Source organism: Acinetobacter sp. FL (assembly GCF_040744925.1).
Classification (GTDB): domain Bacteria; phylum Pseudomonadota; class Gammaproteobacteria; order Pseudomonadales; family Moraxellaceae; genus Acinetobacter; species Acinetobacter radioresistens.
In genome coordinates, this window is sequence record NZ_CP160437.1 from 2,859,061 (window position 1) to 2,885,086 (window position 26,026).

At 40.7% G+C, this 26,026-nt stretch carries 22 protein-coding genes; 10 read left to right on the forward strand and 12 right to left on the reverse strand.

Features of this window, described 5'->3' with window-relative positions; all coding sequences use genetic code 11:
• Positions 1 to 951 (reverse strand): 4-hydroxy-3-methylbut-2-enyl diphosphate reductase, encoded by a 951-nt coding sequence (ispH, locus tag ABZP31_RS13465; protein ID WP_119879648.1) that lies wholly within the window; start codon positions 949 to 951, stop codon positions 1 to 3.
• Between the two features lie 133 nt (positions 952 to 1,084).
• On the opposite strand from ispH, the gene gmk reads away from it, so the two are divergent.
• From gmk to bfr, 6 genes are all read left to right on the forward strand, one after another.
• Positions 1,085 to 1,708, forward strand: a complete 624-nt coding sequence (gene gmk / locus ABZP31_RS13470) for a guanylate kinase (protein ID WP_005018152.1) — start codon at positions 1,085 to 1,087, stop codon at positions 1,706 to 1,708.
• 76 nt (positions 1,709 to 1,784) lie between these two features.
• Entirely contained in the window at positions 1,785 to 2,066 is a 282-nt protein-coding gene (gene rpoZ / locus ABZP31_RS13475) for a DNA-directed RNA polymerase subunit omega (RefSeq protein ID WP_005024277.1), read from the forward strand.
• Between the two features lie 204 nt (positions 2,067 to 2,270).
• Positions 2,271 to 4,370, forward strand: coding sequence for an HD domain-containing protein (locus ABZP31_RS13480; RefSeq protein WP_138000901.1), 2,100 nt, complete (start codon positions 2,271 to 2,273; stop codon positions 4,368 to 4,370).
• A gap of 88 nt (positions 4,371 to 4,458) precedes the next feature.
• Positions 4,459 to 4,842, forward strand: coding sequence for a RidA family protein (locus ABZP31_RS13485; protein ID WP_005024272.1), 384 nt, complete (start codon positions 4,459 to 4,461; stop codon positions 4,840 to 4,842).
• A 222-nt stretch (positions 4,843 to 5,064) separates the two neighbouring features.
• Positions 5,065 to 5,259 carry a bacterioferritin-associated ferredoxin gene (locus ABZP31_RS13490; protein ID WP_138000902.1) on the forward strand — a complete coding sequence of 65 codons (195 nt, stop codon included), beginning with the start codon at positions 5,065 to 5,067 and terminating at the stop codon, positions 5,257 to 5,259.
• A 308-nt stretch (positions 5,260 to 5,567) separates the two neighbouring features.
• Complete coding sequence (gene bfr / locus ABZP31_RS13495; RefSeq protein WP_005405243.1) at positions 5,568 to 6,032, forward strand: bacterioferritin; 465 nt, start codon at positions 5,568 to 5,570, stop codon at positions 6,030 to 6,032.
• Between the two features lie 318 nt (positions 6,033 to 6,350).
• On the opposite strand, the gene ABZP31_RS13500 is transcribed toward bfr, so the two are convergent.
• A complete protein-coding gene (locus ABZP31_RS13500; protein ID WP_111282483.1) occupies positions 6,351 to 6,515 on the reverse strand; it encodes a prepilin-type N-terminal cleavage/methylation domain-containing protein in 165 nt (54 codons plus the stop codon).
• 286 nt (positions 6,516 to 6,801) lie between these two features.
• On the opposite strand from ABZP31_RS13500, the gene ABZP31_RS13505 reads away from it, so the two are divergent.
• The 4 genes from ABZP31_RS13505 to ABZP31_RS13520 are packed head-to-tail and all read left to right on the forward strand — an operon-like array spanning position 6,802 to position 11,157.
• On the forward strand, positions 6,802 to 7,914 hold the full coding sequence (locus ABZP31_RS13505; RefSeq protein WP_111282485.1) for a UDP-N-acetylglucosamine 2-epimerase: 1,113 nt from the start codon (positions 6,802 to 6,804) through the stop codon (positions 7,912 to 7,914).
• Positions 7,915 to 7,934: 20 nt separating this feature from the next.
• The gene (locus tag ABZP31_RS13510; protein ID WP_111282487.1) at positions 7,935 to 9,038 is read left to right on the forward strand and encodes a glycosyltransferase family 4 protein; all 1,104 of its coding nucleotides are present in this window, start codon (positions 7,935 to 7,937) and stop codon (positions 9,036 to 9,038) included.
• Between the two features lie 47 nt (positions 9,039 to 9,085).
• Positions 9,086 to 10,126, forward strand: a complete 1,041-nt coding sequence (locus tag ABZP31_RS13515) for a glycosyltransferase (protein ID WP_248133744.1) — start codon at positions 9,086 to 9,088, stop codon at positions 10,124 to 10,126.
• Positions 10,126 to 11,157, forward strand: a complete 1,032-nt coding sequence (locus ABZP31_RS13520; RefSeq protein ID WP_111282491.1) for a class I SAM-dependent methyltransferase — start codon at positions 10,126 to 10,128, stop codon at positions 11,155 to 11,157. Before ABZP31_RS13515 ends, ABZP31_RS13520 begins: the two co-directional genes overlap by 1 nt.
• Before the next feature lie 24 nt (positions 11,158 to 11,181).
• On the opposite strand, the gene ABZP31_RS13525 is transcribed toward ABZP31_RS13520, so the two are convergent.
• The 10 genes from ABZP31_RS13525 to gltB all read right to left on the reverse strand — a co-directional run bounded on the left by ABZP31_RS13525 (position 11,182) and on the right by gltB (position 25,630).
• Entirely contained in the window at positions 11,182 to 12,411 is a 1,230-nt protein-coding gene (locus ABZP31_RS13525; RefSeq protein WP_138000904.1) for an oligosaccharide flippase family protein, read from the reverse strand.
• 9 nt (positions 12,412 to 12,420) lie between these two features.
• Positions 12,421 to 13,272: a glycosyltransferase family 2 protein gene (locus ABZP31_RS13530; protein WP_111282495.1), complete on the reverse strand. Its 852-nt coding sequence runs from the start codon at positions 13,270 to 13,272 to the stop codon at positions 12,421 to 12,423.
• 96 nt (positions 13,273 to 13,368) lie between these two features.
• Positions 13,369 to 15,303: a hypothetical protein gene (locus tag ABZP31_RS13535; protein ID WP_138000905.1), complete on the reverse strand. Its 1,935-nt coding sequence runs from the start codon at positions 15,301 to 15,303 to the stop codon at positions 13,369 to 13,371.
• A 61-nt stretch (positions 15,304 to 15,364) separates the two neighbouring features.
• Positions 15,365 to 15,781, reverse strand: coding sequence for a pilin (locus ABZP31_RS13540; RefSeq protein ID WP_111282499.1), 417 nt, complete (start codon positions 15,779 to 15,781; stop codon positions 15,365 to 15,367).
• Positions 15,782 to 15,981: 200 nt separating this feature from the next.
• On the reverse strand, positions 15,982 to 16,542 hold the full coding sequence (locus tag ABZP31_RS13545) for a TPM domain-containing protein (protein ID WP_138000906.1): 561 nt from the start codon (positions 16,540 to 16,542) through the stop codon (positions 15,982 to 15,984).
• The gene (locus ABZP31_RS13550; RefSeq protein WP_138000907.1) at positions 16,536 to 17,600 is read right to left on the reverse strand and encodes a YgcG family protein; all 1,065 of its coding nucleotides are present in this window, start codon (positions 17,598 to 17,600) and stop codon (positions 16,536 to 16,538) included. Before ABZP31_RS13550 ends, ABZP31_RS13545 begins: the two co-directional genes overlap by 7 nt.
• A gap of 21 nt (positions 17,601 to 17,621) precedes the next feature.
• Positions 17,622 to 18,212 (reverse strand): LemA family protein, encoded by a 591-nt coding sequence (locus ABZP31_RS13555; RefSeq protein WP_005018078.1) that lies wholly within the window; start codon positions 18,210 to 18,212, stop codon positions 17,622 to 17,624.
• A gap of 220 nt (positions 18,213 to 18,432) precedes the next feature.
• Positions 18,433 to 19,296: a metal-dependent hydrolase gene (locus ABZP31_RS13560; RefSeq protein WP_138000990.1), complete on the reverse strand. Its 864-nt coding sequence runs from the start codon at positions 19,294 to 19,296 to the stop codon at positions 18,433 to 18,435.
• Between the two features lie 370 nt (positions 19,297 to 19,666).
• On the reverse strand, positions 19,667 to 21,088 hold the full coding sequence (locus ABZP31_RS13565; RefSeq protein ID WP_119879663.1) for an FAD-dependent oxidoreductase: 1,422 nt from the start codon (positions 21,086 to 21,088) through the stop codon (positions 19,667 to 19,669).
• A 72-nt stretch (positions 21,089 to 21,160) separates the two neighbouring features.
• A complete protein-coding gene (gene gltB, locus ABZP31_RS13570) occupies positions 21,161 to 25,630 on the reverse strand; it encodes a glutamate synthase large subunit (RefSeq protein WP_265755693.1) in 4,470 nt (1,489 codons plus the stop codon).
• Positions 25,631 to 26,026: the final 396 nt, after the last annotated feature.

Consider the following 26,026-nt stretch of genomic DNA (forward strand, 5'->3'; position numbering starts at 1 on the left):
TTAAGCCTGCGTTACAGGAATTCTCAATTCTTTAGGCAGGCTAAAAGTAATATTTTCTTCGCAGCCTGAAAGTTCCTGCGGTGCTTGGGCTCCCCAATCCTGCAGGCGCTGAATTACCTGTTTAATTAAAATTTCTGGCGCAGATGCTCCAGCGGTTACACCAATTTTGGTAGTTTGTCTAAACCAGCCATGTTCCAGCTGATCAGCATTATCTACCAAATAGGCTGTTTTACCCATACGTTCTGCCAGTTCACGTAATCGGTTAGAATTAGAAGAATTGGGGGAACCTACTACTAGTACAACATCACACTGCTTCGAGAGATCACGCACTGCATCTTGGCGGTTCTGTGTGGCATAACAAATATCATCTTTGCGTGGTCCCTGAATATGAGGAAATTTCTTACGCAATGCATCAATCACTTTAGCCGTATCATCAATAGATAAGGTCGTCTGGGTAACAAAAGCAACTTTTTCAGGATTACGCACAGTTAAGGCCTCAACATCCTGTTCATCTTCAACCAGATAAATATCGCCACCTTGGCTTTTATCGTACTGCCCCATGGTTCCCTCAACTTCCGGATGACCTTGATGCCCGATCAGAATTGCTTCTATACCTTCACGTGCATACTTGGTTACCTCAATATGAACTTTAGTCACCAAGGGGCAAGTTGCATCAAATACTTTCAGACCACGACGTTCAGCTTCTAGCTGGACTGCCTTGGAAACTCCATGAGCACTAAAAATAACAATATTATCGTCTGGTACTTCATCCAGTTCATCAACAAAGATGGCGCCACGCTGCCGCAGATCATCTACTACAAATTTGTTATGTACCACCTCGTGACGAACATAAATGGGCGGGTTAAAGCATTCAAGTGCACGGTTGACGATCGCAATGGCTCGGTCTACACCTGCACAGAACCCGCGTGGATTGGCCAATACAATTTCCATAAGATCCTCAATGTTCACTTAAACGGCTGAATATTTTTGTCAGAACCCGCCAACTATTTCAGCTCAACTATTTAGTTTAGGCGCGCTCTGCTCTAAAATAGAGAAGATATTTTATCATATCAGGAAAAATATCATGTCGGGTCTATTGTTTGTCGTTTCTGCTGCGTCAGGAACAGGCAAAACATCTCTTGTTAAAGCCCTTCTTGAACGTGTCAGCAATTTGCATGTATCTGTTTCCCATACGACTCGTGGTCAGCGTCCCGGCGAGCTGAACGGTGTACACTATCATTTTACCAGTAAAGAAGAATTTCTGGCCCAAGTTGAAGAGGGCGGTTTTGTAGAATATGCAGAAGTTTTTGGTAATTATTATGGGACATCACAGGCCACTGTAAAAGAACAGCTGGCTAAAGGACATGATGTTTTACTTGAGATTGACTGGCAAGGTGCCGAGCAGGTTCGCAAGATTTTTCCTGATTCCAGACAGATTTTTATTCTACCGCCAAGTCAGTTTGACTTGCGTCAGCGTTTATCTAATCGCGGTACTGACAGCGTTGAGGTAATTGAACACCGCCTGAGCTGTGCGGTTGAAGACATGCAGCAGTATGTCAATTTTGATTATTTAATCATTAATGATGATTTCAATAAAGCCTTGCACGATCTTGAGTCTGTAATCAATGCTAACCGCCTTACCATGGTCCAGCAAGCTAATCGTCATCAAGGCCTGATCGAAAAACTCATCAGCCCGGTAAGTGAATAAACTTGAGTCAAGCCTAAAAGCATTTTATACTGTGCAGTCTAGCCCAGATTTTATATTGAAATAAACGAGAACTCTTATGGCACGCGTAACCGTTGAAGATTGTTTAGACCATGTAGACAACCGCTTTGAGCTTGTACTAGTGGCAAGCAAGCGCGCGCGTCAACTTGCACGACAAGGCATTGAGCCTACTGTTGAATGGGACAATGACAAACCGACTGTAGTTGCTTTACGTGAAATTGCAGCTGGTCACGTTTCTAAAGACATCCTGAAACAGCGTGATCAGGATTATCAGACTTCTAGCCTTGATTTGGCCCTGTCTGCAAATAATCTGAATCTTGAAGGTTTCTCTTTTCAATAAGACCAAGCTTCTCTAAAAAGGCCTAGTTCAATACTAGGCCTTTTTATTCCAAGGGAATTGAATGTTTTAAAAATCGGCAAAAACAATAGGTCTGATTGAAAAAAATTGCTATTTTTTGCCTGTAAAAAATTGACAAGTGAAGCAATATGATTTTCATTAGAAGATTGTTAAATTTAACTGAAAACTATCAGTAAAGGGTGATTTATGCCAGGCGAAGAGGTCAGCCAAGCCAGATTACAGCTCAAAATGATTATCGATGCGTATTTAAGTCCAGACGACGTCGAGCGTGTACTTGCGGCCTGTGATTTTGCTGATCTTGCACACACCGGCATTACCCGTAAAAGTGGCGAGCCCTATATACTGCATCCGATTGCTGTGACCTGTATTCTGGCGCATATGCGTCTTGACAGTGAAACACTGATGGCTGCCTTGATGCACGACGTGGTAGAAGATACCGATTTTTCGAAAGAAGATATTAAAGAAAAATTTGGTCCTGTAGTTGCCGAGCTGGTAGATGGTGTTACCAAGCTAACGCATTCCAGTGACAAACAATATAATAAGGCTGCGTCCTTCCGCAAAATTTTGCAGGCAACTTTACAAGATCCGCGTGTCATTATTATTAAACTGGCTGACCGCTACCATAATATGACTACACTGGATGCCTTACGCCCTGACAAGCGTGCGCGTATTGCCCAAGAAACCTTTGATATTTTTGTACCTATGGCGCGTATTGTGGGTATGAACGAGATGGCTGATAACCTCGAGCATTTGTGTTATCAGAATCTTGACCTTGATATGTTTGATAATGTTCAGGAAGCACTCAAACAGACCAAGCCAAAACGTTGCCAGTTTCAGGCAATATGGGAACAGAAGCTTGGAGAGCTGTTAAAAGCTTATCATCTTGAAGGGCGAATTAAGAAGAAAGATAACAATATTGAACTATTACGACATTTTGTTAAAAATGAGATGAATCTGCAAGAGCTAACCCATAGCCATGCATTCGAGATTATTTTGCAAAGTATTGCTGACTGTGATCGCCTGGTTGAGGCTTTAGAGCAGAATTTTCAGGTTTTACAGTTTGAAGACTATATCCGTCGTCCCCTGCCCGGTGGTAATCAATCGCTTCTGATGAAACTTAAGGGCGAACAGACTACCTTGTCTTTAACCATTCAGACTGAACTGATGCGTAAGGCCGCGCGCTTTGGTGTAGTATTAGGTGAAAGTGCACCACAAGCTTGCCGCTCGGCTATTCAGGCTTCTATGCAAAATCTGAATACGCTGATTGATGGCGAATGTGCCAAAACCACTTTTAATGATTTGCTGGATTATCTGCATCAGGAAAAAATCTGGGTTTATACCCCACACGGTCATCTGCATGAACTTCCTCAAGGTGCTACCGTAGTTGATTTTGCCTATGCGGCCAGCCTGTTTTTAGGTAACCATGCCGTTGGTGCCAAAATTAATGGAGAAATACGACCGCTTTCTACGCCTCTGGTCAGTGGACAGGTGGTTGAGATTATTACAGATGTATTGGCAACTCCAAATCCAGACTGGCTCAGCTTTATCAACACACAAAAAGCACGTCGTGCCTTACAGAATATTTTAAAAGATCAGGATATTGATGAGCAGCGTTTAGTGGGTCAGCAAGCTTTGAATCGGGCATTGAAGATGTTCAATCGCTCAATAAAAGATTTGTCTGATGCTGATTGGGTTGATCTTTTGCAATGGCGCCACATTGAGCATAAAGAAAGTCTGTTTGAACAAATCGCTGTAGGCGATCTGCTACCACAACTGGTTGCTAATCATCTTTATGCTCAGGAACAGGCTGATGAAGAATATAATTCACAACGCCTGATTCAGGGCACAGATGGCGTAGATGTGAAATATGCGCACTGTTGCAACCCGGTCTTGGGCGACCCGATTCAGGGCCATCTGTCACGCCGTGGCTTAATTGTACATCGGGCCCGTTGTAATAATTTAATGCATGAACAGCATCTGCATCCGGAAACGATCATGCCGCTACACTGGAATTCAGAAAGTGAGGAAGAAGTCAGTTTCACTGCTTATCTGTGTATCGACATGGCAATGGATGACGAGCAGATTTCTGACTTGATCTATCAATGTCGTAAAGCCAAGACCGGAGTGGAAATGGTTCACTCGCAGGATGACCGGACTTATGTCAACATCGTAGTCAATAACCGTCGTCAGATTGCCCAAATCATTCGCGATTTACGCATGCATTTTGGTTTTCCACGTATTAGCCGTTTGTCTATGCCAGTTGCTTTGGTCCAGAATGCCAGTTAAATCAAGTTGATCAGTTATATCGATTAGTACTTTTGTCACTGCCGGGCATGGTTTATGATCAGACAGGTTAAAAATCAAGGAGAAATCGATGTCCCGCCAAGTGATTCATACTGAAAATGCTCCAGCTGCTATTGGTACCTACTCTCAGGCTATTTTGGTTGGTGAAACACTTTACCTGTCTGGTCAGATTGGTTTAGACCCTTACAGTATGGAGCTGGTCGATGGCATCGAAGCACAGGTTCGTCGCGTCTTTGATAATTTAAAAGCTGTGTGTGAAGCTGCTGGCGGCACATTGGCTGATATTGCCAAACTCAATATTTATCTGACTGATCTTTCTCATTTCCAGCTGGTTAACCAGATTATGGGTGAATATTTTGCTCAGCCCTATCCGGCGCGTGCTGCTTTAGGTGTAGCAAGCCTACCTAAAGGGGCTTTGGTTGAGATGGACGGTATCGTTATTATTAATCAATAACTTATAAAATTCATCAGTACTTTAATCTTAAGCAATTAAATCTAAATCATGAATCACTTTGTGCGGCAATCTATGTAATACTCAGATTTCCGCTCAGGTGATATTTTTTTATTCAGAAAGCCAATTAAAAAAATAGTCTTTTTAAATGAATTTCATTGACAAACGATAATAATTATCAATAATATCACTTATCCCGTTTATATTACTGTGGTTAGCGCCGATATGTACATTTGCCTGTGCCGTGGAATTACTGATCAAGATATCAAAGATGCTGTCGCCAATGGTGCAGAAAGCTATCGTGAAATTCGTGATTTACTTGACCTAGGAACCTGCTGTGGTCGCTGTGCTCCAGAAGCACGTAGTATTATTAGTGATGAACTGTCCGAAATTGCAGCACGTATTTCTGTAGCAGCTTAAACCCCGAAATATAATGATAATAAAGATTCTTCTTGTATAAATTGAGGTTCAGCTTCAAGTTTCTTGTGAAGAGAATTAAAAGATTTATGCAAGAACTCTCTCATGATCAATCGATCATCTTCTCCTCCCCGCTTGTGATTCCAAGCGGGTTTTTATTCTCCACCATAAAATAGCTGCTGTGTTTCTGATTGCGATTTTCATTTGCTGTTCTATAAATTACTCGCCATTCATGGATGGGTTCGCTAAGATAACTCTATAGATTGCCTTATATCTTTCATAAGGCAGAAATTGTTTATGGAGAACTTACAATGAAAGGCAATCGTGATGTAATCAATCAGCTCAACCAAGTGCTTTATCATCAACTGACCGCTATTAACCAGTACTTTTTACATTCCCGTATGTTCAATGATTGGGGGATTGAAAAGCTGGGTTCGGCCGAGTACAAAGAGTCTATTCATCAGATGAAGCATGCCGATAAAGTCATTGAACGGATTTTATTTTTAGAAGGGCTGCCGAATTTGCAGCACCTTGGCAAGCTGTATATTGGTCAGCATACTGAAGAGGTTCTCTCTTGTGATGTACGTAAGGTAAAAGAGAATATTGAAGCATTACAAAAAGCTGTGTTGTTATCTGAGCAACTTATGGATTATGTAACCCGTGATATGGTACAAGAAATTCTAGAATCTGAAGAAGAGTATTGGGACTGGTTAGAAACCCAGCAGGATTTAATTCAGAGTGTGGGAATTGAGAACTACATTCAGAGTCAGATATAAAAATACAGCCAGCATTAAGCTGGTTTTCTTATTTTTATATCCCTTCATATGTGCTCGATAAATAAAGCTGTCTAATTTTGGTAGAGATGCATTCTCAATGAGCAGAATCATTTCTACTGTAATTCATTATTACAAAAGCTATTTTTTGTCAGTAATTCCATTATTTACACCTATAGTGTGAAAAGTAAACTCAAAAGCACATATAGCTCTAAGGTAATTAGTATTGAGCGCAATATTGTGCACATATTTTGAATTTATCATGCCTGTTTAAATGATACCTATATCAGGCAGTGAGGGTGGACCCACTCCTCTTTCTACCTAAAGCGTGATTAAATCACTCTTATATGCGTTGACCATACTTAAAGCCTCCGAAACTTGAGAGTGAGTCACATAGTTTTGAGAAACTGGAATAGCAGTTACAGCTAGAAGACCAATGATTGTCAAAACAATCATCAGCTCAATCAAAGTGAAGCCCTTTTGCATTTTTTACGATAATTTATAATGTATATATGATGGCCATATTCAGACCAAGAATATTTTAATTTTATATCAATAAATTATACTTAAAAAATAATTAATCTGAAAAAATATGTCAGTTTTTATCATATTAGATTACTTTATTGTTTACTAAATTACACTACAATATATCTAAAATAGTCTAGCTTATCTGTCAGGTCTAAAAATCGAATTTTAATTATTACTCGTAACTTGCCTCCTCTAATTAGCAGCAGGGAACGATTAATTTGGAACAATAGTAAGAGATAGAGAAATGAGTGAAATAAGTTCAGATAGGCATATTGTTTTTATCATCGGAACTCGGGCACAACTTATCAAAGTAGCTCCTATTATCTCAAATTGCGAAAAAAGTGCCCTTCCATGCACTATCCTGATGACTGGTCAACATAAAGATACTATGGATGATTTATTTAATGAATTTTCCATAAAAACAGAAAAACTATACGCAACTATACCTATTGAGCGATCTACTATTTTTTCTTTATTTGCTTGGCTGCCTAAGGCGTACGGGGGTACAGTGAAGCAGCTAAAAACAATGAAAGATAAATATAACAACTCCGATGTTTTGGTACTTGTACACGGTGATACCCTTACCACCCTCATCAGTGCCTACTGTGGTAGAAGGGCTGGCTGCAAAGTAATACATATAGAAAGTGGCTTAACCTCAGGAAATTATTTGAGCCCTTTTCCTGAAGAGTTAATACGCAATTTAGTTTTTAAAATGACAGATATCGCTTTTTGCCCAGATGATAAGTCATATAGGCATATGCAGAAAGTAAGTAAGGCAACTATATTTAATACCAATGGAAATACAATTTTTGACGCCATTGATAAAGTAGCACAAGATAATAATTTTAGTAGCTCAAAGAATAGAACTCCTTATGTAGTGGTTTCTATTCATCGTTTTAATAATATATATCATAAAGCAAGATTGGTTGAACTCATTAAAAAAATTAAGCAAGTGGCACAGTTTATTTCCATTAAATTTGTGCTTCACCCTGCAACACTTAAAAGATTAAATCAATATCAGCTATATGAAATTCTTGAACAAGAAAAGAATATTGAGCTACTACCTAGAATGAGTTATTTTAATTTTATAAGGTTCGCTTATGCTGCAGAGTGCGTGCTTACCGATGGTGGTTCAAATCAGGAAGAGCTAGCTTATCTTGGTGTACCTACGATTGTTATGCGCAGCCATACGGAGCGGGAAGATGGCTTAGGTAGTAATGCTATTATGGAAAGTGAAGTTGTGGACTTTTCAGATTTTTTTTCTCTTAGAAAATATACTAATTTAAGAGAAGAAGACAAGAAATCATCTTACTCACCTTCAGAGATGATTATTAGCACTCTCCAAAATTACAAATAGTGCTTAGATAGTAAAATATAATGATGAACATCCTTTTCATAGGCAAACGCTTCAATACTAACCGTGATGCGCTAACTGAAAAATTCGGTCGTATTTATCAGTTACCCTTACATTTATCCAAAGAGCAAGATATAAAAATTAAGCTCTGGCTTATCGATTACCATTCATCAAAAAGAATAAAGAATACTGACAACAATCTAAAAATTATCTCTACCCCTGTAAGAACAGGAGCAGTATTTTACCAATACATCAAAGAAAGTATTGAGCGAGAAAAATATGATTTAGTTATAGCAAGTGGAGATTGTTATATTGGTCTACTGGGTTATATATTAGCAATATCGCATAAAGCAAAATTTATATTTGATGTATATGATAAATATGATGAATTCTCTGGATATATAAAGCCACTAGGATTTGACCTATTTGGCTTCTTATTAAAAAAAGCAGATATGCGTTTCTTTGCTAGTCATACATTATTACAGGAACTGGGGCAACCGCAATACGATACAATCTTAAGTAATGGCATAGATGCCAAGCATTTTAGGGCTATAGACAAAACAGAAGCACGGACTAAGCTACAGTTACCTCTAACACAAACATTTGTGGGCTATTTTGGTAGTATGGAGCCCGATAGAGGCGTACAAGATTTAATAGATGCTGTAAAAATATTACGCCAGCAAGGTCATGATATAGTATTACTACTTGGTGGACGGTCTGATCCAAACTTGGATTTGGATCAATTAGGTATACACTATTTGGGTAATGTACTGTTTAGACAGGTGCCGTATGCACTAGCTGCTTGTGATGTGTTGGCGATTCCTCATCGCCGTTCGGCTTTTTTAGATGCAGCTGCGCCTAATAAAATAGGAGAAGCCATGATGATGCATCGTCCTATCGTTGCAACACGATCACCGAATTTATTTGCTAATTTTCCAAAACAAGCTGCAAGCTTAGAGCCTTATTTAGCAAGACCACGTAGTCCTGAAAGCTTAGCATCAGCTATCGCTAAGCAGTTAAAAGATGGTTTTCTAGTTAATAAACCGAGCTATATGTATTGGAATGAGATTACTCTTAAAGTAAAAGGAAAGATAAATAAACTACTTACTTCACAAGTTGAATTATGAAAATCCTATTTGTTCTACCCCGTATGGTTACTGGGGGCGTTGAGCGTGTGACGCTACGTTTGGTTGCCGAATTGCAGCGACGTGGACATGAATGTGCATTTGCTCTACGTCAAGCCTATGGTGAGTTTCTACAAGAAGCTCAAGACTTATGTCCTATATATGAAATCGCTGCTGGTGGTCTGCATCAGTTCGTTCCTAATCTTTCCAAACTCATAAAAACATGGCAGCCTACCCATATTATTACTGCATTTACTGATATTGGCTTTTTAACTCACTTAGCCATAAACCGTTCAGGTCAGAAAATTTTTTGGGCACATGGCGTGCATGCTACACATGATTTAATCATTGCCAAGCCAACTATGATGGGACGAATACGATTTGAGCTAGATAAAATATTTGCATCTACTGTATATAAAAAATGTCATGTGGTTGTAGCTGTTTCTAATGGTGTGCAACACGATATACTTGACAATTTTAAGGTGAATCAAGATAAAGTTATTACGATTTATAATCCTGTTTTAGATGATACACAACTCATTCCAAGAGCAACGAAAGATATACCAAATAATGGAATACCTAAAATTGTGGCACTTGGCCGATTAACTTACCAAAAGGGTTTTGATATCCTTATAGAAGCAATGGCTAAAGTTCCTCAACCTTGGCAACTAGATATCTGGGGCGATGGTGAAGATAAACAAGCTCTGCAAAATTTAATTGATAAATATTACTTGCAGCAACATATCTTTTTACGAGGCAATACAGATAAGCCCCTAGATGTGTTGGGGCAAGCAGATTTATTTGTGCTATCTTCACGTTTTGAGGGTTTTGGCTTAGTATTGGTTGAAGCATTAGCAAATGGTTGCCAAATTATCGCAACAGATTGTCCACACGGACCTAGAGAGATACTAGAAAACGGTCGCTGGGGTATTTTGGTTGAGAATGAAGACCCAACAGCTTTGGCAGATGGTATCATTCAGAGGTTGATCGACAAAACCCCTGCATCTTCACAAGAATTATTACAGCGTGCGGAAGCGTTTACTGTAGAAAAGTCCGCTGATGCTTGGGCAAAAGTATTAGGTAGTTTTTGATGAAAGAACAACAAACAAATACTTGGTCACGTGGTAATTTAGTATTTTTAGATAGATGTCCAGCTTGTAATAAACGAATTGAAACCACACCAATTTATAAAAGGCATGATGACGAAAATATTATGCCTGATGAGTGGAGTATCTATCGCTGTAGCTTTTGTCAGTCACTATTTTTAAACCCCAGACCTGCAGAAGAAAGTTTGCCAGCACTTTATCAGGACTATCTCACCCATAGAGCTATCGAGGTAGAGCCTGTTTTTACAAGTGATTCGTTATTGTGGAAGTTAATAAGAGGTTTTTTTTCATTAAGATTAGGCATCAAGTTTGATAAAAAAATCTTCACTCTAGGCTATTTTTTATTTATGTCTGTTCCACCATTGCGGCATAAATTGGATCGTTTTGGGCGAAATTTGCTAACTAAAAAATTTAAGAAAAAGGGTAGATTACTCGATTTGGGGTGTGGAGCAGGTGATTTTTTACGCCTTGCTATTCAAATGGGATGGGAGACTTATGGCTGCGATTTTGATCCTATTGTGGTAGATAAATGTAGGGATAATGAATTGGATGTTCGCCTCGGTGATTTGAATGCTTTCGATGCAAATGAGAAGTTTGATGTAATCACAATGAATCAGGTAATAGAGCACGTTATCAACCCTCAACAAATAATAAAGGATTGTTATCAAGCATTGAACCATGGCGGTTGCCTTTGGATTGGAACGCCCAACCCAAATGCTAGTGGTGCTAAACTTTTTGGTTCTGCGTGGGCTGGGCTACATCCCCCATATCACTTATGTATACCTTCACAAAATGTATTAGCACGTTGGCTTAATGATGCAGGGTTTTGCAAGATTGAGATTTTACAAAGGGGGGCACATGCAAAATTTAACTGGGAAGAGAGCTTAAAACTTTCTAGCAAGTTAGGAAAAGAAGATATTAAATTTAACAAAGCTAAATATATGGAAGCGGATTTAATTAATATTTTTACTCAAAGGAGGGGTGAGGAAACAGTGATTATTGGGTATAAGGAGTAAAAATAAATAGCTTAAATATCACATTCATTTATAAATCAACTTATTGAAAGTGAAAAAATATCCGACAGCAGCCATACCCCACTCCGAAACAGTCAATGCTAATACCATACCCACTATCCCCAACAAAGGGTAAAGAATAATAGCCCCTATAATAAGAGTAAACGTACCAGAGATTTCAATGCCAGCTCGTAGCCAAGGCTTACCCATAGTCATTAATATACTTGCTAAGCTAATCCTGAGAGCCAATGCCGGTACAACCCAGCATAGCCATTGCAATATCTCGGTTATGCCTTGGTATTTGTGCCCAAATAGCCACTCTACCCATGGTGCTAATACCCATAAAAACCCTGCTAAAATAACCCCATAAATAAAGACAGAGCCGAGTATCAAGTGGTTTAATCGTTGTGATTGTGTCTGTGATTCGATATGACCACGAAATAATCGAGGCATCGCAGCAAGTAATAGCGCAGTTACAGGTAAAGTCGCTGCACCAATAACCCTTGACGCTGCGATATATAAGCCGCCTACTCCCAGCGGTAATAGTTTTACTGCAAGCATTTTATCAAGTTCACTTGGGCCAGCAGCAGTTAATGCCAATGTTGCATAGCCTGCACTGTATTTTAATTCTTGTTTATTCGCCAGTTGCCACTCGTTTGGGCTAAGCCAAGCGTTTGGTTTATACCATTTCATGCAAAGTAGTGCTAATAGGGCACTGGCAAGGTATAGCCAAGCAAAGACCACTAATGGCTGCTTTACCGCAAGCAACATCACGACAACTGCTGCTAGTGTCCGCAAACCTAATGGGAAAATCATCAATAACTGTGAGCGTGCAGTTTTTTCTAGAGCTAGCTCTTCAGTAGCTGGTATTAAAAATAAAGGTAATAATATAGTTTCTGTAAAACCAATACAAAGTATGACCGATAAAGACAACTCAATATTCTTAAAAAACAACAAACCTGCAGCGATATAAGCAAAAAATAGTAGGCTACCTGTAATAAGCGTGGTGGGTACAGCATAGCGTAGCACTTCCTGACGATGTGTTTTATCTTTAGCAACCTCAGCTAATAAAACAAGATGTGTACCGAAGGTTGAAAAGGTACCGAGTAGAACCGCTAGGGCTGCAAGTCCTGCAAAAGCTGCAAATTGGCTTGGCCCGAGCATACGAGCAATGATTAATAATGTCCCAGCCTGAATTAATAAGCGCAAGCCTAATACTATGCTAGTGCGTAGTGTGGATTTTGTGATAGGACCCATTAAAATATCTTATTGATTGTCTTTATACATTAATGCGGTAATTTGCTCAGAGATCAGCCCCATCAAGAAAATCATAATACTACCTGTATAAAGCAAAGCACTCATATTCGTAAAACGGCCTACATCCCATAATGTATAGCCATACCATCCTGTCGCTATCAAAAACAGTACTACAGCAATCGGTAAGAACATTTTCAATGGTGAAAATAGCGTAGCGATTTTAAAAATAATAATAAAAAAACGCACACCATCTTTCATAGGCTGAATATGGCTTTTCCCAATACGCTTGGCAGCATGAATGGGCACATAAGTAACCGAATAGCCAGCTCTGAAAAATGCCATCGTACTAGTAGTAGGATACGAAAACCCATTTGGCAGAAGATATAAAAATTCTCTAAATTTTTCTGCACGAACAGCACGGAAACCGGAAGTTAAGTCTTCTACTTTATGCTCTGTCATATAACTTGCAAGATTATTATAAAGACCATTTGCAATACCACGCCCCATACTTGCTTGCGACCCCTTTTGTCGTGCCCCAACAACTAAATCATAACCCTCTTCAATTTTTTTAAGTAGGTGTAAAATATCATTTGGATCGTGCTGACCATCAGCATCCATAAAGACAATAATTTCACCGGTTGCAGAACGTGCACCAGTTTTAATTGCTGCACCATTTCCTTTTGAATAAGGATGAGTAATGACTTTTGCACCAGCCTGTTCCGCTACAACTGAAGTTTTGTCGGTTGAACCATCATTCACCACGATGATTTCATTATCAATATTAAGTTGTCTGATCTTTTCAATAGTTTGCCTAATTGCACCAACTTCATTTTTGGCAGGAAGAACTATACTAACTTTCAATTCTTTATCCTTTAAGCGACTAGCTTTAACATTCTAGCATAAGCTTGTTTTGCTTTTAGCAGTCATGTAGCAGGTAAGAACTTAATAACTGCTGTATTATCTGGTTTCTGCCTGTCGCAAATTTCTTTGCTCAATTGCTATTTCCTTATACCAAGTTTGGTGTTTATCCAATTGATTAGCACGCTGCAATTGGGCATTGGCTTGACTATATTTGCCCTGCAAACGATAAACTTGGGCAAATAAAAGTCGCCCATTTACATCCTCATGCAAAGCCACTGCATGCTGTATAAACTCCCTACCCTTTTCAAAGTCTGAAATGACACCTATATAATATTGCGTTAATAGCTTATAAATCTCAGATTTTAGATCATCCCCTACGCTTGGATTATCTAAACCTGCTGCAATAATAAGTACTGCTTGTTCATGAGGAATTTTACAAAAACCATTAATCTGACAATTAGCAAACGCACTCAAAAAACTTACATTATTATTTTGAAAAGGTTTATGCTTAAGTCGCCAAGTTAGCTCATCAATTGCTTGTTGTTTAATCGGGTGTTTAAGATAAGAGGCCAAATGCAGCTCTGCGAACCAAGCACCATTAGCAGGCATATAGCTATGTTTAGAATGTTCCAATGCTTTTTTTGCTAAATCAGCATAGTAAGTCTGTTGTTCAGGATGAAGCTGCATCAGGTTCATATAAATACGAGCAAGCTGATAGTTAGCGCGGTCAGATTTAGGATGCATAGTTGCTTCATAAACTGCATGATCTACCAAATTAGACCAAATCTCTGCACGCTGCCAAGTGGTAAAGGCTAGATTTACCACATAAAGCCCGCTGAGTAGATAAATAAATGGCAGTATTTTTTTGTTACCAATCTGCGCTAAATAATAAACTGCAGTGATTATAAAACCAATAGTACCAAAATAATTACGGTGCTCATGAATAAGCTCTAAACTAATAAAAGTAGATTCGAGTAGTTGACTAATCAAATACCATCCCCATGCAAACAGTAACATAGGATGCTTTTTGACTAAAATAATACACACTACGCTAATTCCAGCTAAACCTATTAGAGAATATAATGTTGTTATGGGATTGATGATAGATTTAGAAATTAAGAAATCATCATGATATAAACTTAAATCAGAAAGGAGTGGATAAAAAAACATTTTTAAATAAAAAAAGATTACTCTGGTCTCGGTGAGCAATCGTTCATTTAAAGAAAATTCACGACGGGTAAAATTGGTAGGATTTAGATATGGTGGAAGCAGATATATAAATACTAATAAACCAACTGCTCCTAGTCCCCATACTAAATAAATTAATTTGAGTCGCTTAATATAGACGGGTTGAAAGTTATTATTCTTGGCTTGGAATAAAGTAAGCTCTATCCAGTAAATTAGTAAAATAAATAAAATACCAGATTCTTTGCTGTAAACGGACGCTAACAAAGCTAAGCTTAGTCCGAAAGCAGCAAGCCCTGTACTCAACCAGGTTACTGTGCGCATGCGCCATATACAGTAAATTAATACCGCTAGCAAACCAAATAATGCCGAAAGACTAGTCATACGTTGTACAACATAGAGTATACTAGTTAAGTTGAGTGGATGCAGCAACCATACACAGCTTACTAATACAGCTAAATATGGCGTACTTTGAAAGCTAATCTTTTGATAACGTTTACTTAGCCATTGCAGTATTTTTAAACTAACCCAAAAAACCAATAATCCATTAAGTAAATGAATAACTAAATTAGTAAGCTTAAAATAATAAGGATCAAAACCAGTAACATAATGATTAATGGCAAAACTAAGCATTGCAATTGGACGACCTAAAGGCCCAGCGTCTCCTGCCCCCCAAGCTGATCGTAAGTTTAGCCAATCGAGAGAGGTAATGGCTAATTTTTCGTTTTCGAGTATGTTAACTCCATCGTCAAATACATAAACCCCATAGAGTCCTTCTTGATAAAGTATAAAAGTAGCGATAATACTGCAGCAAAGAAGAAGGTAAGGTATAATTTTTCTTGGCATTATTTTGTCTTTGTCCAAAAATAAAAAAAGCATCTAAGAAGATGCTTTTTTTACATAACAATTAAGAGCGACAGTTACTAGGACGTAATTCTGCTTTCAAGTCACCACCAGTACAATTCCAAGTAATACCGCCACTGGTTTGAGCAGCTTTCAACTCAATAGTTTTACCAGCTTCTACCTTGGTATTGTAAGTAATAGTAATTTTACTAGCATCTACTGCAACGCTACGCACAGCATTACCTTTAATAGATGCAGATGCCGGTAAACCAGCTGCAGCATTGCCTGCAGGCCAAACACCTTGAGAAGAATAATACTCAGAAACAGCAGCCTTAGCTCCACCCGCTAAATTTAGACCTTCAGTAACATGAGAGCGCTTGGTATAGTTCTGATAAGCAGGAATCGCAATTGCTGCCAAGATACCAATGATCGCAACCACGATCATGAGTTCAATTAAGGTAAAACCTTTTTGTGTATTCATAACATTCTCCACCACATGTGATTTTTATATAGCTGTACAACTAATTTATATATAGCACTAACTGTGCCAAGGCATATTATAATTATTTTTGCTACAGGAACAGATACTTATATAAATAAAATTTTTTAGCCTAATCTATATTTAATTTAATTGTCATAAATTGACAAAAAATGTCACTATCGGTCTAAAAATACGTCTCATTAATTTAATATAATAGGACGATTTTCTATTTCATTGTTATCATCAATGACTTGGTTAACATAAAAACTGTTTAAAACCTGTCCAATACTTAATACACCTTCTACCACTGCCTCACGGTACTGCTGCTGTTTTAAACCGGCAGTAATCTGCTGACAGATTTCATTCCAGGTATGCTGCTCAGTAGCCTGTTTTATGCCACGATCAATTACGATCTCAACAGTACGTTCACACAGGTTCAGATATAAAAGAACACCACTATTATATTCGGTATCCCAGACGCCTAACTCTGCAAAAAGCTGTCGGGCGCGCAAACAGGTATCTTGACTATAGGCCTGCTGACAGGGAATATGACCTTCAATCACTACCTGAATTTCACCGACATGTCCCTGTTCAGCTTGTTGTACTGCTTGGGCAATCGCATTCTGGTCTTCACGACTGAAATACCGCTTGCTGGCTGGCATATAAAAGAAGTGTTTAAACCAGCGTTTTAAACTATGAGAAGTTTTCTCTTCTAATTTTGGCTGTGTGACAATCTCTGTCGTATCTGTTTTAGTTACCATGAGCCTGATGCTCCTCCCCCGCCAAAGCCACCGCCTCCACCACTAAAGCCACCGCCACCAAATCCGCCTCTGCCACCACCGCCTCCACCACGTGAAGCAATAAACAGATGTAGTATGGTCTGGGCAATTGAAGTAATCAGTAAAAAGAAAATCCCAAAACCGAGTAATAAACTGGTGACTGCACCTGCACCATTTACCAGACCTGCAGCAACTGCAGCTACACCAGCAGTGGAAGCACTTAAACGATTACCGACAATAAATGAGCCAAAAATACCGGCAATTAAAATAAACAGCCCCATGTTAAAGGTGCGCTCTTTGGCTTGCTGCTCATGCAGTGCCTGTTCTTGTTGTAATTTCAGCTGCTCGGCCGCCCGCTGTGCGATTTCAGGATCAAGGTTTAAAATACGCTCAATCTCATTTAAACCGGCGTTAATTCCCTTTACATACTGCCCCTGTTTAAAAAAGGGTGTAATCTGATTACGGATAATCCTACTCAGCACAATATCAGGTAATACGCCCTCAAGGCCATATCCTGAAAGAATTTGAATGCGATGGTCATTTACTGCGATAGCCATTAACAGTCCATTATCCTGTTCGGCTGAACCCAGTTTCCACTGGTTTGCGGCACGCATAGCAAAGTCAAAAATATCTTCTTGTCCTGTAGTAGGTACAATAATTATTCCAATCTGTGCCTTACCCTGCTGATAGAGATTTAAAATTTTCTGATCAATTGCCTGCTTTTCAGCAGCAGTAAGAAGTCCCGCCTGATCTACTACTGGTTGATTTAAAGTCGGTAACCCACGAATAGACTCACCTTCCGCCATATCATTATTAACTTCAGGTGTTTTAGTTCGTGCAGACGTAGTCACGGGGTCTGTCGCGGTATGGCTGGCCTGTTGCTGGTTTTGTAAAACCTTACCTAACACCACAGCTTCAGTTGTGTCATTTTCTACAGGTTCACTCCAAACCGCTTGACCGCCTAGCAGGACTATACTGAGCAAACACAGCCGTATAATACAAAAAGGGATGGTCGCTTGAGCTGCAAATTTATTCTGCATTATCATCCCCCTTTTTTAAGTTTATTCAAAAGATACGGTTGGAGCTTTTTGTGCACCAGCTTCAGCAGTAAAGTTTGGTTTAGGTTCCATACCAATGACTTTTGCTGTCATAACCTGCGGGAACTGACGGGCATAAGAGTTAAAGTCCTGCACGCTGCTAATGTAGCGGTTACGTGCTACAGCAATACGGTTCTCGGTACCTTCAAGCTGGACCTGTAAATCACGAAACTGTTCATTTGCTTTCAGGTCAGGGTAGTTTTCTGAAACTGCAATCAGGCGTGATAATGCACCGGTCAACTGGCTTTGTGCCTGCTGATAGCGTTGAAATAATTCAGGATCTTCCAGTACTTCACGATCTACTTTTAGCCCGGCCACATTGGCACGTGCTTGAGTTACTTCAGTGAGTACCTGTTCTTCGTGTTTGGCATAGCCTTTAACAACATTGACCAGATTCGGTACAAGATCAGCGCGGCGCTGGTACTGGTTTTGTACTTCAGACCAAGCAGCAGTTACTGCCTCATCTTTCACCTGTAAAGTGTTATAACCACAGCCTGAAAGGCTTAATGTACTGGCCAGAATGAGAGCGATTAGGCTTTTACTCAGCATTTTCATGCAGCTATCCTCTAATATTTATTTGTATTTGTTCATTTAAATTCATTGTAAATATAATTTAAGCTATTTGTGTTGCTTTATTTTAAAGATGAGCAAGGAAATTCAAGGAAGGAACAGGCTAGGAAAGCCTAAAAAAGCTTTAATTTATTAAAATTATTAGTAAAAATTTATAAGAGACGATAGATGAAACCCTACTATTCTTTCAATATTAAACTGAGAGTTAATACTGAAAGTCGGTCATCTGATAATCTTGTGCCAGATGCTTTTTCCAGTATTCGAGTTCAATAGAATAATCATTCTGTTCAGGATGAAAGTCTTTTTTATAATATGACAAATATTCTGGAAACAGCTGAACCAGCATTTTAACCAGCAGATAAGCACCAAATAGATTACCCTTAATTTGAGGCAGGCTCTTCCATTTATCCTGCATAAATAAACGTCCGGTTGAGTAGGCTGCGAGACTAAAAAACCCGCCAGTTACCCGTTTCATCACGCGACGACGCAAGCGCTGGTCAGCATATAACTGCTGATAAACATCAAATGCAACAGAGCGGTGTTCAATCTCTTCAATGGCATGCCATACCCAAAGCTTCATGGCATCCTCATCCAGTGTACTTAATACCTCAGGATGTTTGAGGATATATCCACCAAGTAAAGCTGTAAAATGCTCAAAAGCACTGGTAATCGCGAGCTGTACCTTGGGCGGTAAATTGCGCACGTGTTTATTCTGGCATTCCAGCCATGCCTGAAAGTTATCGAGCTGATAGTCATCTTTACGCCAAGCCTGATTAAATTCAGTATGGGCCTTGGAGTGCATAGCCTCCTGTCCAATAAAAGCAGCAATCTGTGTTTGTAAAACCGGATCTGTAATCTGATCCCGTACATTCCGGACACTATGTACAAAAAACTGTTCACCTACCGGAAAGGTAGAAGATAATGCTGTAAGAAAATGTGACATCAAAGGTGAGTGAGCAAAATAATAACGCGAAATTTTTTCCGGATTGAAGTCTAACTTACGTACAGTAATTCCTGATGCCTTTGGCCGATTCCGGTACAGTGGATTTGCTGTCATTAAATCATTCATCATAATGGCTGCCTAACGGAGATACCATTAGTATGAGTTTAGAAAACTGTAACGCACATGGCTAAACTGCTTGCTTTAGTTAGCCAAAACTATCAAATTGATAAATTAAATAGATGGCATACAAGATTTTTTATGTATTGAAAAGAATATTTATGATGAAAATATATAGTACCTATGACTCATAACATAGCGGGTTTGAAAAATCATTAAGACGGTTACTTTAAGACCAAATATTTATTTTATATTTAAATACAAATACTTATAAGATGATTTATTATAAGTATTTCTTCTAGTTTTCTGATTGATCAAAAAACCGGATATATAAAAATCACCCCAAGACTGGCCCGAGGTGATGCATTAAAACAGTAACTTAAACGTCCAGGTAGTCCAGAATACCCTCAGCAGCTTGGCGGCCTTCCCAGATTGCAGTGACTACCAGATCAGAGCCACGAACCATATCACCACCTGCAAAGATTTTCGGGTTCGATGTCTGGAATTTGTATGTTTGAAGTTCTGGAGCAACTACACGACCTGAACCATCCAGTCCAATATTGACCTCCTTAAACCAGTCAGCAGGGCTAGCACGGAAACCAAAAGCAAGCAACACGGCATCTGCGGGTAATATCTCTTCCGAACCCGGTATTGGCTCTGGGCTACGACGGCCGCGACTATCAGGTTCACCCAGTTGAGTCGTCACCACTTTAACACCTGTCACCTTACCATTTTCACCTACAATCTCGACAGGCTGGCGGTTAAACAGGAAGTTCACCCCTTCTTCACGGGCATTTTGTACTTCACGACGTGAACCTGGCATGTTGGCTTCATCACGGCGATAAGCACAGGTTACTTCTGCTGCGCCCTGCCGGATTGATGTACGGTTACAGTCCATGGCAGTATCACCACCACCTAGGACAATCACCTTTTTTCCTTCCATACTAATGTATTCAGATGGATCTTTTTCCCAGCCCTGACAACGGTTAACATTGGCGATCAGGAAATCAAGAGCATCATATACACCTTCATATTCCTCACCTGCAAAGCCACCTTTCATGTAGGTATAAGTCCCCATTCCCATGAACACTGCATCAAAATCATTCAGTAGCTGATCGATCGTGATATCTGTACCAATTTCAGTGTTCAGACGGAATTCAATCCCCATACCGGTGAAGATTTCACGGCGGCGTTTCATGACATCTTTTTCCATCTTAAATTCAGGAATACCAAATGTCAGCAGGCCGCCGATTTCCGGGCGTTTATCAAAAACTACCGGTTTTACCCCATTACGGACCAGAATATCTGCACAGCCAAGACCCGCCGGTCCAGCACCGATAATAGCAACTTTTTTGCTGGTCCACTGGACATTAGACATATCTGGACGCCAGCCCAGTGCAAAGGCGGTATCATTAATATATTTTTCAGCGTTACCAATAGTTACAGCACCAAATCCGTCATTTAGGGTGCATGCACCTTCACATAAACGGTCTTGCGGACAAACACGTCCACAGACTTCTGGCAGGGTATTGGTCTGATGGCACAGTTCCGCCGCCTGGAATACGCGACCTTCAGCGATCAGTTTTAACCAGTTTGGAATATAGTTATGTACCGGACACTTCCATTCACAGTATGGATTACCACAGCCTAAACAGCGATGAGTCTGGTTAGATGCAACATCCTGACTAAACGGTTTATAAATCTCCACAAACTCTGCTTTGCGGACAGCAATATCTTTTTTTTCTGGATCCTGACGTGCTACATCCAGAAATTGAAAGTCATTATTGAGGCGTTCTGCCATGTCTCTCTCCGTAGGTGGGCACAGCTCCGTGTTCAGGAGTCTGTACCTGCCTGTTTATTTGCAGTCGTGGAATTATTGAGGATCAGCCTGAGTCGTTTTTAACAACGTCAACAGGTTTGCCGCTTTTGGTTTCACCAGCCAGAATTTACGGCTGTAGTAATCAAATTCATTGCGGATCTTGTAGGCCCAGGCACTACCTGTCTCGGCAATGTGCTCATCAATAATTCGCAGCAGAAACTCTTTGTGATCTTCCATCGCTTCAGTCGAAATACGGTTTAGATCAATTAACTCATGGTTATAGTGGTCAACAAAATCATTGTCGAGGTCAAGCACATAAGCAAAACCACCGGTCATGCCCGCGCCAAAGTTATGTCCAACTTTACCCAGGACAGTGACCACGCCACCAGTCATATATTCACAGCAGTGATCACCTGCACCTTCAATTACTGCAAAGGCACCAGAGTTACGTACCGCAAAACGCTCGCCAGCTGTACCAGCCGCGAACAGTTTACCACCAGTTGCACCATATAGGCAGGTGTTACCAATAATTGCGGTATTCTGAGTCTGGAACGGCGAACCTTTTGGCGGGAAGATCGAAATCCGGCCACCCGCCATGCCTTTACCAACATAGTCATTGGCATCACCTTCAAGGCGAATATGCAGACCACCCGCATTCCATACCCCTAGTGACTGACCTGCTGTACCATTCAGGTTCATGACTACTGGATGGGCTTCCATACTGAGGTTTCCATAGCGACGGGCAATCTCACCAGAGATACGTGCTCCAATCGAACGGTCACAGTTCACCACTTTATAGTTAAAGGTCCCTGTAGTTCCCGCTTCAATCGCTGGCAGCATCTCTTCAACCATACGTTCAGCCAGCAGACCTTTATCAAATGGCTCATTGCCCTGTACCTCACAGTACTGCGCCTTGCCTTCTGCTGCCGGATGTGAAGTCAGTAATGCACTTAAATCCAGATGGGCATGTTTGTCAGTTTCACCAGGCAATACTTCAAGCAGATCTACACGGCCAATCAGATCTTTGAGTGAAGCGACCCCAAGCGCAGCCAGCCATTCACGAGTTTCTTCCGCAATAAAATGGAAGAAATTGATTAGCATTTCTGGCTCACCAATGTAGTGCTCATGACGCAGATGGTCCTGCTGAGTTGCGACACCAGTTGCACAGTTATTCAAGTGGCAGATCCGCAGATATTTACAGCCTAATGCAATCATTGGTGTAGAACCAAAACCGAAACTTTCCGCACCCAGAATTGCAGCTTTAATAACATCCAGACCAGTCTTCAGGCCACCATCAGTCTGTACTCGCACCTTGCCACGCAAATCATTTACACGCAGGGCCTGATGCGCTTCTGCCAGGCCCAGCTCCCATGGAGAGCCGGCATGATGAATTGATGATAATGGTGAGGCTGCTGTACCACCATCATAACCAGAGATGGTAATAAAGTCCGCATATGCTTTGGCTACACCCGCTGCAATAGTTCCCACCCCTGGCTCAGACACCAGTTTGACTGAAACCATAGCCTGCGGATTAACCTGTTTCAAATCAAAAATCAGCTGAGACAAATCTTCAATTGAATAAATATCATGATGCGGTGGAGGAGAAATCAGGGTAACGCCTGGTACCGAGTAACGTAAGCGTGCAATCAGACTATTGACCTTACCACCTGGTAGCTGTCCGCCTTCACCCGGTTTCGCCCCTTGAGCTACCTTAATCTGCAAAACTTCTGCCGAGGTCAGATAAGCAGGTGTTACACCAAAACGTCCAGAAGCAATTTGCTTGATTTTTGAGTTACGAATGGTCCCGTAACGTGCCGGATCTTCACCACCCTCACCAGAGTTTGAACGACCACCAATGGTATTCATTGCTACAGCAATCGCTTCATGTGCTTCTGGAGATAACGCACCCAATGACATTCCTGCAGAATCAAAACGTGGAAGAATCGACTCTACAGACTCAACCTGATCCAATGCGATCGGATTATCTGTTTTCAGCTTAAATAGATCACGAATAGTGGCAATTGGACGCTGGTTAACCAGCTGTGCATATTCTTTAAAGTCCTGATACTGGCCAGAACGCACAGCTTTATGCAACGCATTAATCACATCCGGATTAAAGGCATGATATTCCTTACCGAATACGAATTTTAGCATACCACCCTGATCAATTGGCTTACGCGCTTTCCAGGCTAAGTCAGCCAGTTTTTTCTGATCATTTTCAAGGTCAACAAAAGTTGCGCCCTGAATACGGCTTGGTACACCAACAAAGCAGGTATCTACTACTTCACTTGATAAACCCACAGCTTCAAACAGCTGACCGCCACGATAAGATGCAACGGTAGAAATGCCCATTTTTGACAGGACTTTCAGCAGGCCTTTTTCAATACCTTTACGGAAGTTTGCTTGCGCATGAATCGGATCACCCAGCAGTTCGCCTTTGGCAATCAGATCATTGATGACATCATAAGCAAGATAAGGATAGATAGCTGTTGCACCAAAACCTAACAGTACTGCAAATTGATGTGGATCACGTGCAAAGCCGCTCTCGACCACAATATTGGCATCGGTACGCAAGCCAGCCTGAATCAGGTAATGATGGACAGCACCTGTCACCATGACCGCATTTGCCGGCAGATAGCCTTCACGAATCTTTTTGTCCGATAAGACCAGAATAGTTTTACCATCACGAATGGCCTGAGCAGACTCGGCACAGATCCGCGCGATTGCAGCCTGTAAACTCTCTTCTGCAACATAGTTTAGGTCAATCTCGGCAATCTCATAGCCTGTGCGACCCAATGTACGGATCTGATGCATTTTTGAGTTAGACAATACTGGACTTGAAATGATCAGACGATCTGCATGTTCTGGTCCCTGCTCAAATACATTTTGTTCACGACCCAGACAGGTTTCCAGTGACATCACGATTGATTCACGCAAAGGATCAATTGGCGGATTGGTCACCTGCGCAAACTGCTGACGGAAATAATCAGATACATGACGAACCTGGCGTGACAAGACGGCCATAGGAGTATCATCACCCATTGAACCGACAGCTTCCTGTCCACTTTCAGCAATCGGACGCAATAGCTGGTCCCGTTCTTCAAAGCTGACCATGAACATTTTTTGTGCAGCTTTTAACTGCTCATTTTTCAGGCCTTTTTCACACAGGTGCTCTTCAAGCTCCGGACTGCCTTGCAACCGGATAGCATGGTCACGCAACCAGGCACGATAAGGACGCATATTTTTCAAGTGCTTGTTGACATCCTGAGTGTCCAGCAACTTACCGGTCAGGGTATCGATCACGAGGATCTGTCCAGGACCAACACGACCTTTAGAAATTACGTCTTCTGGCTCATAACCCCATACCCCAATTTCTGATGCTAAGGTAATATAGCCATTTTTGGTAATTACCCAACGAGCCGGACGCAGTCCGTTACGGTCTAGCATACAGATCGCATGGCGGCCATCCTGAATAACCAGACCTGCAGGACCATCCCAAGCTTCCATATGCTTAGAATTAAATTCATAAAATGCGCGCAAGTCTGCATCGAGTGTTTCCACATTTTGCCATGCTGGTGGAACCAGCATACGCAAAGCACGGAACAGATCCATACCACCACCCACCAGAATTTCTAGCATATTATCTAAACTTGATGAATCTGAACCGGTACGGTTCACAATTGGCGTCATCTCAGTCAAGCCGGGTAATAGCGGATTTTCAAATTTTGGTGTGCGCGCCATTGCCCAGTTACGGTTAGCTGTAATGGTATTAATTTCACCATTATGTGCCAGATAGCGGAATGGTTGAGCCAGTGGCCAACGCGGCAGCGTATTAGTCGAGAAACGCTGATGGAACACCACGATATGTGAATGTAGGCGCTCATCGGCCAGATCCGTATAAAAATCTGCAATCGCTTCTGGCATCATCAGACCTTTATAGCTAATGACAGTAGTAGCCAGCGTGGTAACATAGAACAGTGGATCATTGACCTGCTGTTCGGCACGACGACGTGCCAGGAAAAGCTTGCGGTTAAACTCGACTTCAGTAACTCCCATCGGGCAGTTCACTAAAATCTGTTCAAAAGCAGGTAGAGAACGCAAAGCAATTTCACCCAACACTTCAGTTTTTGTTGGGACTACGCGCCAAGTTGCAACTTTTAAGCCTTCTGCTTCTATTTCTTTATTTAAAATCTGTTTAGCATGGTGAGCTAAGGCTGGATCAGTATTTAGAAATACGGTTCCGGCAGCAAATATTTCAGTCAGGTTGACGCCAAGTTTTTGTGCTTCTTCACGGAAAAACTGTTTAGGCATCGCCAGTAACAAGCCACAACCATCACCGGTTTTACCATCTGCAGCAATACCGCCACGGTGAGTCATGCAACTTAAACTATGAATTGCAGTCTCGACCAAATGATGGCTGGCTTCACCCTGCATGTGGGCGATCAGGCCAAAACCACAGTTATCTTTAAACTCATCGGGTTGATATAAACCTTGAGCGGGAGCTACAGTATTAGGCGATGGCATGTGCATAGCGTACCCTTCTTAACATGGCCCCTAATGGGCATCGAACAATTTTTCTCTCTATAATTTGCAATTTGCTCTCTTAACCAGCAGCAGATGTAAAAAGCTCAGTCACCGGCCTAAATATACGCTTACTCTGTAAGGAAGGTATATGGTTATGGCTTCTGTTTTTCTTTTTACGAACTCTTTTAAAGCATGCAAGAGAAGTATCTAGCAGTTTAACTGAGCAGTTTTGGTGTCAACCGGATAAATCAGATTCAAATAGCCTTTTAATAAAGCAAAAAAAATGCCAACTTTTAAAAATATTACTAATTACTTAAAAAACATAAATCTAAGCTACTTAAAAGCATAGTAAGTTTATTTTTAAGACTAATTTACGACCCAATATGGTGCAAAATT

Coding starts and splice junctions, on each gene's coding strand:
- ispH (WP_119879648.1), bottom strand. CDS start 951: ATGGAAATTGTATTGGCCAATCCACGCGGGTTCTGTGCAGGTGTAGAC.
- gmk (WP_005018152.1), top strand. CDS start 1,085: ATGTCGGGTCTATTGTTTGTCGTTTCTGCTGCGTCAGGAACAGGCAAA.
- rpoZ (WP_005024277.1), top strand. CDS start 1,785: ATGGCACGCGTAACCGTTGAAGATTGTTTAGACCATGTAGACAACCGC.
- ABZP31_RS13480 (WP_138000901.1), top strand. CDS start 2,271: ATGCCAGGCGAAGAGGTCAGCCAAGCCAGATTACAGCTCAAAATGATT.
- ABZP31_RS13485 (WP_005024272.1), top strand. CDS start 4,459: ATGTCCCGCCAAGTGATTCATACTGAAAATGCTCCAGCTGCTATTGGT.
- ABZP31_RS13490 (WP_138000902.1), top strand. CDS start 5,065: ATGTACATTTGCCTGTGCCGTGGAATTACTGATCAAGATATCAAAGAT.
- bfr (WP_005405243.1), top strand. CDS start 5,568: ATGAAAGGCAATCGTGATGTAATCAATCAGCTCAACCAAGTGCTTTAT.
- ABZP31_RS13500 (WP_111282483.1), bottom strand. CDS start 6,515: ATGCAAAAGGGCTTCACTTTGATTGAGCTGATGATTGTTTTGACAATC.
- ABZP31_RS13505 (WP_111282485.1), top strand. CDS start 6,802: ATGAGTGAAATAAGTTCAGATAGGCATATTGTTTTTATCATCGGAACT.
- ABZP31_RS13510 (WP_111282487.1), top strand. CDS start 7,935: ATGATGAACATCCTTTTCATAGGCAAACGCTTCAATACTAACCGTGAT.
- ABZP31_RS13520 (WP_111282491.1), top strand. CDS start 10,126: ATGAAAGAACAACAAACAAATACTTGGTCACGTGGTAATTTAGTATTT.
- ABZP31_RS13525 (WP_138000904.1), bottom strand. CDS start 12,411: ATGGGTCCTATCACAAAATCCACACTACGCACTAGCATAGTATTAGGC.
- ABZP31_RS13535 (WP_138000905.1), bottom strand. CDS start 15,303: ATGCCAAGAAAAATTATACCTTACCTTCTTCTTTGCTGCAGTATTATC.
- ABZP31_RS13540 (WP_111282499.1), bottom strand. CDS start 15,781: ATGAATACACAAAAAGGTTTTACCTTAATTGAACTCATGATCGTGGTT.
- ABZP31_RS13545 (WP_138000906.1), bottom strand. CDS start 16,542: ATGGTAACTAAAACAGATACGACAGAGATTGTCACACAGCCAAAATTA.
- ABZP31_RS13550 (WP_138000907.1), bottom strand. CDS start 17,600: ATGCAGAATAAATTTGCAGCTCAAGCGACCATCCCTTTTTGTATTATA.
- ABZP31_RS13555 (WP_005018078.1), bottom strand. CDS start 18,212: ATGAAAATGCTGAGTAAAAGCCTAATCGCTCTCATTCTGGCCAGTACA.
- ABZP31_RS13560 (WP_138000990.1), bottom strand. CDS start 19,296: ATGAATGATTTAATGACAGCAAATCCACTGTACCGGAATCGGCCAAAG.
- ABZP31_RS13565 (WP_119879663.1), bottom strand. CDS start 21,088: ATGGCAGAACGCCTCAATAATGACTTTCAATTTCTGGATGTAGCACGT.
- gltB (WP_265755693.1), bottom strand. CDS start 25,630: ATGCCATCGCCTAATACTGTAGCTCCCGCTCAAGGTTTATATCAACCC.